Here is a 12,626-nt window from a genome sequence, read left to right on the forward strand (position 1 = left end):
CATTGGTGCGGGAAGCAACTTCCTTCACCATCTGGGCGCCCATGTTCTCGAACTTGTCTTCCAGTTCGATCTCTTTAGCAACCGAGACACCGTCTTTGGTGATGCGCGGCGCGCCGAAGGATTTGTCCAGAACCACGTTGCGGCCTTTGGGGCCCAGGGTCACTTTCACGGCGTCGGCCAGAATGTTGACGCCTTTCAGCATACGGTTGCGGGCATCGGTGTCGAATTTGACGTCCTTAGCAGCCATTGTTCACTCTCCTAGAGAAATTCTTGTGTTTCGCGATGGGTGGGATCAGAGCAGCCGCAAGGCTTACTCGATGATGCCCATGATGTCGCTTTCTTTCATCATCAGCAGCTCTTCGCCGTCGACGGTGACTTCGGTGCCGGACCATTTGCCGAACAGGATCTTGTCGCCGGCCGAAACAGCCATTGCGATCAGCTCGCCGCTGTCCTTGCGCGCGCCTTCGCCGGTGGAGACGACAACGCCTTCGCTCGGCTTTTCTTTTGCGCTCTCGGGGATGATCAGGCCGCCCGCGGTTTTTTCTTCGCTTTCGGTGCGACGCACCAGCACGCGGTCATGAAGCGGTTTCAATGCCATCTTTGCAGCTCCTTAAAGGCTCAAAGGTTGTTATCCTTTACCCTGCTCCCTGGCAGGGCAGTTATCACTCGCATCAGGTGAGTGATAACGAGGGGAAGCTAGGAATGCGCCCGGATCTTGTCAACACGGAATCAGCAAAAAAATGAGAACGCCTGAACAGGCCTGGCGTTAACCGGTTTCAATTGTCTTGAACCGCTGTCCGGCAGGCACCCGGAGCTATTGCTGATACCGGGTCTTCAGCCGCTCTGCCGCAGGCCGGCGGCGGCCTCCTCCTCCCAGCTCCCGGCCCAATGCACCAGCCCCGCACGCCCGGCTTCGGTCAGCTGGTAAATGCCGGTCGCCACCCTTTCGAACCAGCCGTAATGGTTGCTGGCCATCAGCTGCGTCGCGCGGGCAACGCCGGTGGCCTTGGCCACTGCAGCGCCCTTGCAGGCGCCCGCCCCGGCCAGATGCGCCGCGCAGGCCAGCGCGTCCTGGCGGTAGGCGGTGACAATGCCGTGCCGGGTGGCGCCGCCCGCATTGGGATCGCCGCGCAAGGTCTGGAACTCGCGCAGCAGCCGCGCCTGTTTCTTCTTTGATTTGCGCGGGCTGTAGGGGCCGGGATCGCAATGCACCTCTGCCCGGCCGTCCTCCAGCACCGTGATCAGCCCCAGCCCCAGGCGGCGGCACAGGGCCAGATTGTCCTTCATCATCCGCCGCGCCTGCCGCCCTTTGGGCCGCGGCACCGCAATATAGACAAACTCGGTGACAGCCAGCCGGGCCACTGCCTGATGAAACAGCGACAGCGAGAATTTCAGTTTCAGCTCGACAATCACCATTGGTTCCGCGCCGCGGCAGGCCACCACATCCGCGGCGCCGACCTCGCCCTTCACCTCATAGCCCTGCCCCTGCAGCAGCGCCTTCACCGGCGCATAAAGCTGATCTTCGCGTTCCATCGCCCATCACTGGCAAATCGCCGCGGCCTTGGCAATCCGCCGCCGGGATTTACGCCCCGGTCCGGGGTTTGATGTTGCCGCCCCCCTTGCCCCGCCCTAGGGTCATACCTCCAGGCGGTCGCGCCGGAACCGGGGAAAGGGCTAATGATGAAACGGATATCACTTGCACGCGCCCTGACCTTTGGCCTGATACTTGGCCTGGCTCTGCAGACCCCTGCCGCCCATGCCGCCTGCCGCGGCATCGACTACCGCGACCATCTGCCCGCCGCCACCGAAGCCCGGCTGGCGCGCGAGATGGCCGCCACCCCGTATTCCCGCGGCAACCACTGGGTGGCCACCAAGGCAAACCGCACCATCCACGTGATCGGCACCATGCATGGCGGCGATGCCCGCATGGCCAAGGTAATGCGCACCCTGCGTCCAGTGCTGGCGGCCGCAGGGGCCATCTATCTGGAAACCTCCGACTCCGGCCTCCAGCGCCTGGACCGGATGCCTGACGAACTGGCCCGCAGCTTCCTGCTGCCCAAGGGCCAGGAATTGCGGCAGCTGCTGCCCCGCGACGCCTGGGAGCGGTTCCAGCTGACGGCCCGGCTGAGCGGCGTCAATCCGGACACTATGAACCGGATGCAGCCCTGGGCGATTTCGATGTTCGTGGTGCAAAGCGGCTGCCGTCCCTACGGCTTTGGCCTGCGGCGCGGGCTGGATGACCGGATCTCCGATTTCGCCCGGCGCAAGCGGATCCCGCTGGGGGCGCTGGAAACCCCGGAACAGGCGCTGGCCGCAATCGCCGGCCTGCCGCTCAGGGATCAGGCCCGGATGCTGGCGCTGGAACTGGAGCTGGTGCAATCCGGCAAGCCCGAGGATGCCACCCCGGTTGAAGCCTATTTCGACCAAAGCGTCTGGACTTCCTTTGTGCTCGCCCCCTGGATCAGCGCCCAGTACAGCAGCTTCTCCGGCGCCGAAACCGCCCGTCTGTGGCAGCAGTACAACCGCCGCCTGCTGGATCAGCGCAACCAGCGCTGGATGAAACCGATCCTGGCCGCGCGGCAGGACCGGATCGTCATCGCCGTCGGCGCCGCCCATCTGCCCGGCAGGAATGGCGTGCTGAACCTGCTGCAAGCCAGGGGCTTCAGCCTGGAGCGCGCCCCGTTTTAGGCACAAGGCCGCATTGCAGCACCTGCGGGGTGACAAGCCTGCGCGCCAGCCCTATAAGGCGCGCAAATCTCCCTTCGGACCTCTTGAGTGAACAGGACTGCCCCATGACCATCCAAGTATTCGGCCATAAATCCCCCGACACCGATTCCACCGGCTCCCCGATCATCTGGGCCTGGTACCTGAACGAGGTGAAAGGCGTTGCCGCCGAGCCCAAACTGCTGGGCGAGCCGAACACCGAAGCCGCCTTTATGCTGCAGCGCTGGGGTTTCGAGAAACCCGCGATCATTGCTGACGTGGCCGATGATGCCGCCGTTGTGATCGTCGACACCAACAACCCGGCCGAGCTGCCCGCCAATATCAACGGCGCCGATGTGCAGGCGATCATCGACCACCACAAGCTGGTCGGCGGCCTGGAAACCAAAGGCCCGATCGACATCACCATCCGGCCGCTGGCCTGCACCGCCACCATCATGCACGACCTGATGGGCGACGATGCCGCCAAGATGCCGGAAGCCATCAAGGGCGCGGCGCTGACCTGCATCCTGTCCGACACCCTGGAATTCCGCTCGCCGACCACCACCGCGCATGACAAGGCGGTGGCCGAAAAGCTGGCCGCTGATCTGGGCATCAATATTGCCGATTACGCCGCCGAGATGTTTGCCGCCAAATCCGACGTCTCCTCCTTCTCGGACGCGGAACTGCTGCGGATGGACTCCAAGGAATACGCCGTCGAAGGCACCAAATTCCGCGTCTCGGTGCTGGAAACCACCGCGCCCGCCGTGGTGCTGGACCGCAAGGCATCGCTGATGGAAACCATGACAACCGTGGCGGCCGAAGACGGTGTGGACCAGGTGCTGCTGTTCGTCGTCGACATCCTGAACGAGGAAGCCACCCTGCTGGTGCCGAATGACCTGGTGAAGACCGTGGCCAGCAAATCCTTTGGCGCCGATGCGGCTGGCGACACTGTGGTGCTGCCGGGCATCATGTCGCGCAAAAAGCAGATCATTCCAAACCTGAAAGTCTGATCGGCCCTGCCGGTTTCAGCTGCAAAAGGCGCCCCTTGGGGCGCCTTTTTTCTTTGCCGGGAATGGTGCGGCACCCCCATGCGGATGACTGCAATCAGCCTGCAGCGCGCATACCAAGGCCGCCATCTGCGCTTGTTTCCATTGGCACCCGCCGCCAAGCTGCTAAGCTGGCTGCTGGCTGCCGTCCGGACCTTGGGTGACTTCGCGTGAGAACTTCAGTTCAGCAATCCAAAAAGACCGCTCTGGTGCTGCAAGGCGGCGGCGCGCGCGGTGCCTATCATGTGGGCGTCATCAAGGCGATTGCAGAGATCACGGCCCGCCGCCGCTCGCCTTTTCAGATCGTCTGCGGTGCCTCGGTGGGCGCCATCAATGCAGCATCTGTTGCGGTCGCTTCGAATGATTTCCAGACCGGTGCGCGGCATTTGGAGGCGCTCTGGCGGTCGCTCAGGAGCAGCTCGGTTTACGACACCCGCACGCTGCCCTTGCTGTTGACCAGCCTGCGATGGGCGATGACCCCGGCGTTCCGGTTGCTGGGGTTTCCGATCACCGGCGGCTTGCTGGACTACACGCCGCTGCACCGCCTGCTGCGCCGGGAATTCAACAAGGATCACCTGCAGCATTCCATTCGCAGCGGCGCGCTGCACGCGTTCTGCATTACCGCGTCCAGTTATACCGAGGGCGTCTCCGTCACCTATTTCGAAGGCCGCCAGGAAATCCGGGACTGGCACCGCTCCCGCCGCCGCGGGGAGCGTGCCGCCATCGGACCGGAGCATATGCTGGCCTCGGCCGCCCTGCCTTTTGCCTTTGCCCCGGTGCATCTGGACACCGGCTATTTCGGCGACGGGTCGCTACGGTTGAACTCGCCCTTGTCGCCCGCCATCCATACCGGCGCCGACCGGATCCTGGTCATAACCACCCGCGACAGCAGCCCGCCTCCGTCCGCTGCCGATCTGGCAGCCCCGCCCCCGAGCGTCGGTGACATCGCCGGCCATGCGCTCGATATTCTGTTCAACGACAATCTTGAAGCCGATTACGAGCGCCTGGCCAGGATCAACCGGACGATTTCGCTGCTCGGACCGGACGCGCAGAAACAGACGCCGCTGCGGCCAATTGAAGCCGTCCTGCTGACACCGTCCGAGGACATGCGCACAATTGCCCAGTCACATGCAGGCCAACTGCCGCGCGCGATCCGGATTTTGACACGCAGTTTCGGGGCGGTGAACAGCGATGGCCGGATCGAAAGCTACCTGATGTTCGAACCGGACTACATTGGCGCGCTGATTGATCTCGGCTATGCTGACACGATGCAGCGGGCCGGCGATATCATGAATTTTTTTGACGGCAGCTGACGCATCCGCCGCGGCCCGCCCGGCGCGCGCAGCTTGCGCCCTTTCACTGGCCAAGCCCGGCCGTCTCTGCCATAGCTGGCCGCAAGTGAATTACGCGAGAAAGCCCGGCCATGACCCAGATCATCAACTCCCTGTCCGAAGTCTCCGGCCGCTACAAGGCGCTGTTTGTCGACCTCTGGGGCTGTGTGCACAACGGCATCACCGCCTTTCCCGAGGCGGTGGCGGCGCTGCGGGCCTACCGCAAGCAGGGCGGCATCGTGGTGCTGCTGACCAATTCGCCGAAACCGCGGGCCGGGGTGGCGGCGCAGCTGGGGCAGTTCGGCGTGCCGGATGACGCCTATGACACGATCTCGACCTCGGGCGATTCCGCGCGGGCGGCGATGTTCACGGGGGCTGTCGGCACATCGGTCTATTTCATGGGCGAATGGGAGCGCGATGCGGGCTTTTTCGAGCCGCTGCATGTAATCCATGAACCGGTGGAAATCACCCGGGTGCCGCTGCAGGAAGCCGAGGGCATTGTCTGCTGCGGCCCGTTCGATCCGCAGGCCGACCCGGCGGTGAACCGGCCCGAGTTCCTGTATGCCAAGCAGAAGGGCATGAAGCTGTTGTGCGCCAACCCGGATATCGTGGTGGACCGCGGCGAGACGCGGGAATGGTGCGCCGGCGCGCTGGCGCGGCTTTACACCGAGATGGGCGGCGAGAGCCTGTATTTCGGCAAGCCGCATCCGCCGATTTATGATCTGGCGCGGCGGCGGCTGATGGAGCTGGGCACGGACATCGCCGACGGCGACATCCTGGCGATCGGCGACGGGCCGCATACCGACATCGCCGGCGCCATGGGCGAAGGCATCGATTCCCTGTTCATCACCGGCGGGCTGGCAGCCAGCGAGACAAAAACATCGCTGCAGCCGGAAGCTGCAGCGCTGCAGGCCTATGCGGCGCAGGAGCAGATCGAGCCGACCTATGCCATTGGATTTCTTAGGTAAACATGCGCCCGACCCCCTGCCGCAAGCGGGGCTGCCCAGCAGTATCACCCGAACCCTGCCCCTACCGGGCGGGGTTTTCTTTTGTCAGAAACCTCTTGATTTTCTGCAGTTGCAAAGTAATAAAGTTGCGCAAGCGGGCAATCGGGCGCGCAAATGTTTCATCGACACCTGGCGTCAAACGGGTGAACGGAGGATCGAATGTTGGACAACATGCCGCGCGGAACCATCTGCATCGAAGACATCGAGATGGGAATGGTGCGTTACCTGCGCAAAACCATCACCGATGAGGACATCGAGAAATTCGCCGAGGTTTCGACCGACCGCAATCCGGTGCATCTGGATGATGAATACGCGCAGGACACCATCTTTGAGGGGCGGATTGCCCATGGGATGCTGACCGCGGGGCTGATTTCGGCGGTGATCGGCGAGCAGCTGCCCGGCCATGGCACCATCTACATGAGCCAGTCGCTGAAGTTCCTGGCCCCGGTGCGGCCCGGCGACATGGTGCTGGCAGAAGTCGAAGTGACAGATATCGTGATCGACAAGCGCCGGGTCAAGCTGGAGTGCCGCTGCATGGTGGACGGCAAGAAGGTTCTGGTCGGCGAAGCCATGGTGATGGCGCCCTCGCGCAAGTTCGACTGAGGCGGCTGCCGCCTGCACAGCCTGCGGTTTTCCAGCAGGTTCAGCCGCCGGGGGCATTAAGCCTCGGGCGGTTTTGCTTTGCCGGTCTGTTCCGTTTCATGCCTTGAGCGCTGATCCCGTGAAGGGGGGCGGCGCCGCCGGGTGGAGGTGGACAGACCCCGCCGGGGGCCTGCTCGGACAGGAATTCCTGAGCGACCCCCTTATTATCGGGGCCGGTCTCCGGGGGATACGCAGACAGCCACACAGATGCCTGCGCCTTGTATCATGGCCCCGCGCGCGGGAACCATGGCGGGTGATCGATCATCTGGCAGTCTGGCCTAGCGGCATGAGGATCCGGTGAAGACGGCGTGCGGCGGGTGCGCAACACCTGCTGCAGTAGCGCCTATGGCACGCCCGGCGCTTACGGCTTGATTCCGGGCGGGTGTGCGTTTGTTGCCTCCTCCCCCGCCACTGGCCGCTTGAACCGCCGGCGCGGTGCGGATAGGCATGCGCCATGCGTATCGTCAGAGATTTTGAATTCGTCGAAAACCAGGACCGGGGCGCCACCGTCGCTATCGGCAATTTCGACGGCGTGCATCTGGGCCATCAGTCGGTGATCGAGCTGGCCCGCAAGGCAGCCCCCGGCGCCCCCTTGGGGGTGATGACCTTTGAGCCGCATCCGCGCGAGTATTTTGCGCCCGATGCGCCGCCCTTCCGGCTGATGCGGCCGGACACCAGAGCGCACCGGCTGGAGAAGCTGGGTGTAGCGCGGCTTTACGAGCTGAATTTCAACACTGCGCTGTCGAGCCTGACGCCCGAGGAGTTCGCCCGCGACGTGATCGCCAAGGGGCTGGGGCTGGCGCATGTGGTGGTGGGCGCCGATTTCTGTTTCGGCAAGGGCCGTGCCGGCGACGCCGAAGATTTGAAGCGGTTCGGCGAACAATACGGCTTTGGTGTCACCATTGCGCCGCTGATGGAATATTCCGAGCACGCGGTCTCCTCGACCGCGATCCGCAACGCGCTGAGCGAAGGCCGGCCTGCGGATGCCAAGGAAATGCTGGGCCATTGGCACCGCATCGAAGGCGTGGTGATCGGCGGCGAGCAGCGCGGGCGGGAACTGGGTTTCCCGACGGCGAACATGTCGATCGAAGGGCTGCATCAGCCGCGATTCGGGGTGTATGCGGTGCTGGTGGATGTGCTGGACGGGCCGCATACCGGCAGCTATCTGGGCGCGGCCTCGATCGGGGTGCGGCCGATGTTCGGCGGCGTGGTGCCCAATATCGAGACCTTCCTGTTTGATTTTTCCGGCGATCTTTACGGCGCGACGCTGTCGGTTGCGCTGGTGGCGTTTTTGCGGCCGGAGCTGAAATTCGACGGGCTGGAGGCGCTGATCGAACAGATGGACGCGGATTGCGTCCAGGCGCGCGGCATTCTGGGGGCGTTATGAAACCGGCCAAGGACGTGATCGACCGCTCGGGTCTGGGCAAGCGCTTCTGGGAGAAGAAGCCGCTGGACAAGCTGAGCCAGAAGGAATGGGAAGCGCTGTGCGACGGCTGCGGAAAATGCTGCCTGAACAAGCTGGAGGACGAGGAGACCGGCGAAGTGGCACTGACCCGGGTTGCCTGCCGCCTGCTGGATGACGAGAGCTGCCGCTGCTGCCAGTATCCGATCCGCCACCAGTTCGTGCCGGAATGCATCGTGCTGAAGCCGGACAATCTGGATACCCACGCTTATTGGATGCCGGAAACCTGCGCCTACCGGCTGCTGTGGCAGGGCAAGCCGCTGCCGGACTGGCACCCGCTGCTGACCGGCACCCCCGACAGCGTGCATGAGGCCGGTGTCTCGGTGCGCGGCTGGACCGTGTCCGAATTCGAGATTTCCGAAGACGAGTGGGAAGACCACATCATCGAGGAACCCACCTGATCCCTGTTTCATCCCGTCACGCAAGGAGCTTCTGCCATGCATTTCGCCTCTGACAATTCCGGCCCGGTGCCGCAGCAGATCCTGGAGGCGCTGGCCACGGCCAACCAGGGCTATGCGATGGGCTATGGCGCCGATCCGCAGATGGAGCAGGTCACCGCCCGGATCCGCGAAATATTCGAGGCGCCGGAGGCGGCGGTCTATCTGGTGGCCACCGGCACCGCGGCCAATGTGCTGGCACTGTCGGTGCTGTGCCAGCCCTGGCAGACGATGTTCTGCACCCGGCAGGCGCATATCAGCGTGGATGAATGCAACGGGCCGGAGTTTTTCAGCGGCGGCGCCAAGCTGACCGCGGTCTGCGATGCCGACAAGATGACGCCGGACGCCTTGCGGGCAGCCATCGCGGGCGAGGAAAACCGCGGTGTGCATGGGCCCCAGCGGGGGCCGGTGTCGCTGTCGCAGGTCACTGAATTCGGCACTGTCTATTCGCTCGGGGAGCTGGCCGGGCTCGGCGCGGTGGCGCGTGAATTCGGCCTGCCGGTGCATATGGACGGTGCGCGGTTTGCCAATGCGCTGGTGTCGCTGGGCTGCACGCCGGCCGAGATGACCTGGAAGGCCGGCGTGTCTGCGCTGTCCTTTGGCGGCACCAAGAACGGCTGCCTGGGGGTTGAGGCGGTGATCTTCTTCGACCCGGCCCATGCGCAGGAATTCGAATACCGCCGCAAGCGCGGCGCGCATCTGTTTTCCAAGCACCGCTACCTGTCGGCGCAGATGCTGGCCTATCTGACGGACGGTCTGTGGCTGGACAATGCCCGCGCGGCCAACAGCAAATGCGCGATGCTGGCCGAAGGGCTGCAGGCGGCAGGCGCCCGGTTCAGCCATCCGCCGCAGGCCAACATGATCTTTGCCGCCCTGCCCCGCAGCACCCACCAGCGGCTCTTTGCGGCGGGCGCGGCCTATCACCTGTGGGACGGGCAGCTGCAAGGCCCGGAGCAGGAGCTGGTCACCGCCCGGTTTGTCTGCGACTGGTCGGTGCCGGAAGAGGATATCCGGGCGTTTCTGTCGCTGCTCTGAGGCCGTTGGGGGGGTTGCCCCCGGCCCTGACGGGCCTCCGCCGGAGTATTTGCAGCCGGAAAGACGCTGCCCGGATCAGATCAGCTGTGTTCTTGAGCCCAGAGCAGCGCATCCTCCAGCCGGTCGTCGCCCCAGAAGATTTCGCCGCTGACGGCAAAGCTGGGGGCGCCGAAAATGCCCAGCGCCATCGCCTCCTCTGTTGCCTTTGCCAGCGCCTGCACAACCGGATCCGATTGCGCTTCGGCGACCGCGCGGGCGGGGTCCTGGCCCGCGGCCTCCAGGCTAGCGGTGAGGTTCGGGTCCGCCCCGGCGGGCTGACCGGCCTCGAACCAGCAGCGGTAGGCGGCCTGGGTATAGGCCTGGCCCCAGCCCTCGGCGGCGCCCAGGGCGGCCACCTGATTGGCCAGCACCAGCTCGGCCAGCGGATAAGGCGCCGGCAGCCTGGGATGAAACCCGTAACGCTGCGCCCGGCGTTCGATGTCGCGCCACATATAGGCGGTTTTTTCCGGCTTGTCCTTGAAGGGGATGTTGTTCTGCACCGTCATCACGTGGCGCACGTTGAACGGGCGCCAGCGCACCGGCACGCCGGCCCGGGCGGCCGCATCGGTGATCCGCATCACCGTCAGGTAGCTGTAAGTGCTGCCGATCGAATACCAGAAATCCAGTTCAGGCATGTATTCCTCCTGCCGCTTGTTCCCTGCCCTGCAGTTTAGCGGCAGACGGCGGATATTCCAAAGCGTCAGGCTGCCCGTTGCCACCGATGCCCGGCTGACCGTCAGGCAGGGCCCCAGAAGCCGCGCAGCAGCTGCGCTGTTTCAACGGCATGGGTCACCGGCAGCATATGGCCCGCGCCCGGCACCGACAGCGCGCGGGCCTTGGCCAGACGGCGGCTGAACCCGCCGACAATGGCCCCGATCACGGCCGGGCTTTCACTGCCGTGAAGCAGCAGCACAGGCATGTCAACAGGATCCAGCGCGCCTGGGGCCAGGGTGCCGTTGGCATCATCGTAAAGCGCCGGGTAGCAGGCCGGAACCACGGGGATTGCGCGCACCATCGCGGCGCGGGCCTGCTCGGGCATGTCGGGCCACTTCGGCTCTCCCGCGCCCCACATCCGGTTGAACAGCCGCGCCGTCAGCGCGAGATCGGCCGCGGCCCAGGCCGCATCAATGGGCCGGCTGGCGGCCTTTAGGGCGGCAAAGGCCGCCGGGGCATCGGATTTGGCGACGGCAAACAGCACCGGTTCGATCAGCGTCAGGCTGCGCACCAGATGCGGTCTGGCCATCGCCATCCGCAGGGCCACGGTGGCGCCGAAGGAATGCCCGATCAGATCCGCCGGCCGGTCCAGCAAGGCAAGGCCCGCGTCAGCGTTCAGCAGCTGATAGTCGCCGGTGCCATCCCAGTCCGGGCTGCGCCCGTGGCTGAGCATGTCGAAGGCGGTGACGGTGATGTCCTCAGCCATCTCCCCGGCCAGGCGGCGCCAGGCGCCGGAATGGGCCAGCGAGCAATGCACCGCCAGCACGTTGCGCGGCCCATGGCCGAAACTGCGCGAAAACACCCCCCCGGGCAGGTCCGGACCGGCGGCTGTCACGCCGCCAGCCCCGCCAGATGCGCGTCCAGGTCTTCGAGCCGGTCCTGGCCCCAGAACCTGGCCCCCTCGGCAGTCACCCAGAACGGCGACCCGAACACGCCGGCCTTGACCGCATCCTCGAGGTTCTGCGCATAGGTCTCGGCGCCGGCCAGGAGGCCGCTGTCAGCCAGCGCGGGGTCGAAGCCGGCGCCTTTGAGGCAGTCGCGGATCACCGCGTCCTCGGCAATGTTCTTCTCCTCGGCCCAGCAGGCGCGCAGGATCGACTGCACCAATTGCCCCATGCTGCCGCCGCCTGCGGTTTGCGCGGCGATGATGGCGTAAGAGGAGGGCGCGGGATTGACGGGCCAATAGGCCGGTTTCAGATTGACAGGGATGCCCAGCCTGGCCGCCTGGCGCTCCAGCTCAATCAGGCGGTATTCCTGGCGCGCCGGATGACGCTCGCCCGGAGGCGTGCCGCCGGTGCGGGAAAACAACGCCAGGATATCCAAAGGTTTGCAAGTCACCTCTGCCCCGTGGCGGGCGGCAATCTCCCACGGCCGTGTGCCGGCCAGATAGGCAAAGGGCGACAGGGTTGAGAAGTAGTAATCGAACGCTGCCATAGGCTGTATCTCCCGCTTAGAACTTTGCGTGAGGGTATGTGCATGATAAGCGGGGTTCAATATCACGAATCTGACACATTGCCATTGCTGCCTGGGGATATCAGCCAATGCCGACTTTGAACGAACCCAAGCTTATCGCTGGGAACGCCAACCTTCCTCTTGCCCAAGCCATCAGCCGCCGTATGAGCCTGCACCGCGGTGTCGACCAGGGGCTGGTGGATGCCCGCGTCGAGCGGTTCAACGACGGCGAGATCTTCGTCGAAGTCTATGAGAACGTCCGCGGCGAGGACATGTTCATCATTCAGCCGACCTCGAACCCGGCCAATGACAACCTGATGGAGCTGCTGATCATCGCCGATGCGCTGCGCCGGTCCTCGGCCCAGCGGATCACCGCAGTCATCCCTTACTTCGGCTATGCCCGTCAGGACCGCCGCACCAAGGCGCGCACGCCGATCTCGGCCAAGCTGGTGGCCAATATGCTGACCGGTGCAGGCATTGAGCGGGTGCTGACCATGGACCTGCACGCAGCCCAGATCCAGGGCTTCTTCGATATCCCGGTGGACAACCTTTATGCCTCGCCGATCTTTGCGCTGGATGTGAAGAACCAGTTCAAGGACAGCATGGACGAGCTGATGGTGGTGTCGCCCGACGTCGGCGGCGTGGCCCGGGCCCGCGAGCTGGCCAAGCGGATCAACGCGCCGCTGTCGATCGTCGACAAGCGCCGCGAGAAGGCCGGCGAAGTGGCCGAGATGACCGTGATCGGCGATGTGAAGGAC

General features: G+C 64.7%; 15 protein-coding genes. 9 read left to right on the forward strand and 6 right to left on the reverse strand.

All coding sequences use genetic code 11. The features are described from left to right. The 3 genes from VOI29_RS16355 to VOI29_RS16365 form a co-directional block, all read right to left on the reverse strand. Positions 1 to 247 (reverse strand): TCP-1/cpn60 chaperonin family protein (locus VOI29_RS16355; protein WP_323780921.1); only part of this gene is annotated, 247 nt, incomplete at its 3' end. 63 nt (positions 248 to 310) lie between these two features. After that, the gene (locus VOI29_RS16360) at positions 311 to 598 is read right to left on the reverse strand and encodes a co-chaperone GroES (RefSeq protein WP_323780923.1); all 288 of its coding nucleotides are present in this window, start codon (positions 596 to 598) and stop codon (positions 311 to 313) included. Between the two features lie 236 nt (positions 599 to 834). Next, entirely contained in the window at positions 835 to 1,533 is a 699-nt protein-coding gene (locus VOI29_RS16365) for a DUF2161 domain-containing phosphodiesterase (RefSeq protein WP_323780925.1), read from the reverse strand. Between the two features lie 147 nt (positions 1,534 to 1,680). On the opposite strand from VOI29_RS16365, the gene VOI29_RS16370 reads away from it, so the two are divergent. The 8 genes from VOI29_RS16370 (at position 1,681) to VOI29_RS16405 (ending at position 9,663) form a co-directional block, all read left to right on the forward strand. After that, complete coding sequence (locus tag VOI29_RS16370) at positions 1,681 to 2,688, forward strand: TraB/GumN family protein (RefSeq protein ID WP_323780928.1); 1,008 nt, start codon at positions 1,681 to 1,683, stop codon at positions 2,686 to 2,688. Between the two features lie 104 nt (positions 2,689 to 2,792). Further along, a complete protein-coding gene (locus tag VOI29_RS16375; protein WP_323780931.1) occupies positions 2,793 to 3,713 on the forward strand; it encodes a manganese-dependent inorganic pyrophosphatase in 921 nt (306 codons plus the stop codon). Between the two features lie 206 nt (positions 3,714 to 3,919). Further along, positions 3,920 to 5,062 (forward strand): patatin-like phospholipase family protein, encoded by a 1,143-nt coding sequence (locus tag VOI29_RS16380; RefSeq protein ID WP_323780934.1) that lies wholly within the window; start codon positions 3,920 to 3,922, stop codon positions 5,060 to 5,062. Between the two features lie 110 nt (positions 5,063 to 5,172). Next, complete coding sequence (locus VOI29_RS16385) at positions 5,173 to 6,048, forward strand: TIGR01459 family HAD-type hydrolase (protein ID WP_323780936.1); 876 nt, start codon at positions 5,173 to 5,175, stop codon at positions 6,046 to 6,048. A 198-nt stretch (positions 6,049 to 6,246) separates the two neighbouring features. Continuing rightward, positions 6,247 to 6,690 (forward strand): MaoC family dehydratase, encoded by a 444-nt coding sequence (locus tag VOI29_RS16390; RefSeq protein ID WP_024089261.1) that lies wholly within the window; start codon positions 6,247 to 6,249, stop codon positions 6,688 to 6,690. 493 nt (positions 6,691 to 7,183) lie between these two features. Further along, the gene (locus VOI29_RS16395; RefSeq protein ID WP_323780939.1) at positions 7,184 to 8,116 is read left to right on the forward strand and encodes a bifunctional riboflavin kinase/FAD synthetase; all 933 of its coding nucleotides are present in this window, start codon (positions 7,184 to 7,186) and stop codon (positions 8,114 to 8,116) included. Continuing rightward, positions 8,113 to 8,592: a YcgN family cysteine cluster protein gene (locus VOI29_RS16400; RefSeq protein WP_323780942.1), complete on the forward strand. Its 480-nt coding sequence runs from the start codon at positions 8,113 to 8,115 to the stop codon at positions 8,590 to 8,592. Before VOI29_RS16395 ends, VOI29_RS16400 begins: the two co-directional genes overlap by 4 nt. Before the next feature lie 36 nt (positions 8,593 to 8,628). Further along, complete coding sequence (locus VOI29_RS16405) at positions 8,629 to 9,663, forward strand: low specificity L-threonine aldolase (RefSeq protein WP_323780945.1); 1,035 nt, start codon at positions 8,629 to 8,631, stop codon at positions 9,661 to 9,663. Positions 9,664 to 9,743: 80 nt separating this feature from the next. Here VOI29_RS16405 and VOI29_RS16410 read toward each other — a convergent pair whose 3' ends face one another. From VOI29_RS16410 to VOI29_RS16420, 3 genes are all read right to left on the reverse strand, one after another. After that, complete coding sequence (locus VOI29_RS16410) at positions 9,744 to 10,337, reverse strand: 2-hydroxychromene-2-carboxylate isomerase (RefSeq protein WP_323780947.1); 594 nt, start codon at positions 10,335 to 10,337, stop codon at positions 9,744 to 9,746. A gap of 101 nt (positions 10,338 to 10,438) precedes the next feature. After that, complete coding sequence (locus VOI29_RS16415; protein ID WP_323780950.1) at positions 10,439 to 11,251, reverse strand: alpha/beta hydrolase; 813 nt, start codon at positions 11,249 to 11,251, stop codon at positions 10,439 to 10,441. Then, entirely contained in the window at positions 11,248 to 11,850 is a 603-nt protein-coding gene (locus VOI29_RS16420) for a 2-hydroxychromene-2-carboxylate isomerase (protein WP_323780953.1), read from the reverse strand. The genes VOI29_RS16415 and VOI29_RS16420 overlap by 4 nt, the downstream gene beginning before the upstream one ends. A 107-nt stretch (positions 11,851 to 11,957) precedes the next feature. On the opposite strand from VOI29_RS16420, the gene VOI29_RS16425 reads away from it, so the two are divergent. After that, the coding region (locus VOI29_RS16425; protein WP_323780956.1) for a ribose-phosphate diphosphokinase at positions 11,958 to 12,626 on the forward strand (669 nt) is incomplete at its 3' end.

Origin of the sequence: Leisingera sp. (assembly GCF_034669605.1) — a bacterium.
Lineage (GTDB): Bacteria > Pseudomonadota > Alphaproteobacteria > Rhodobacterales > Rhodobacteraceae > Leisingera.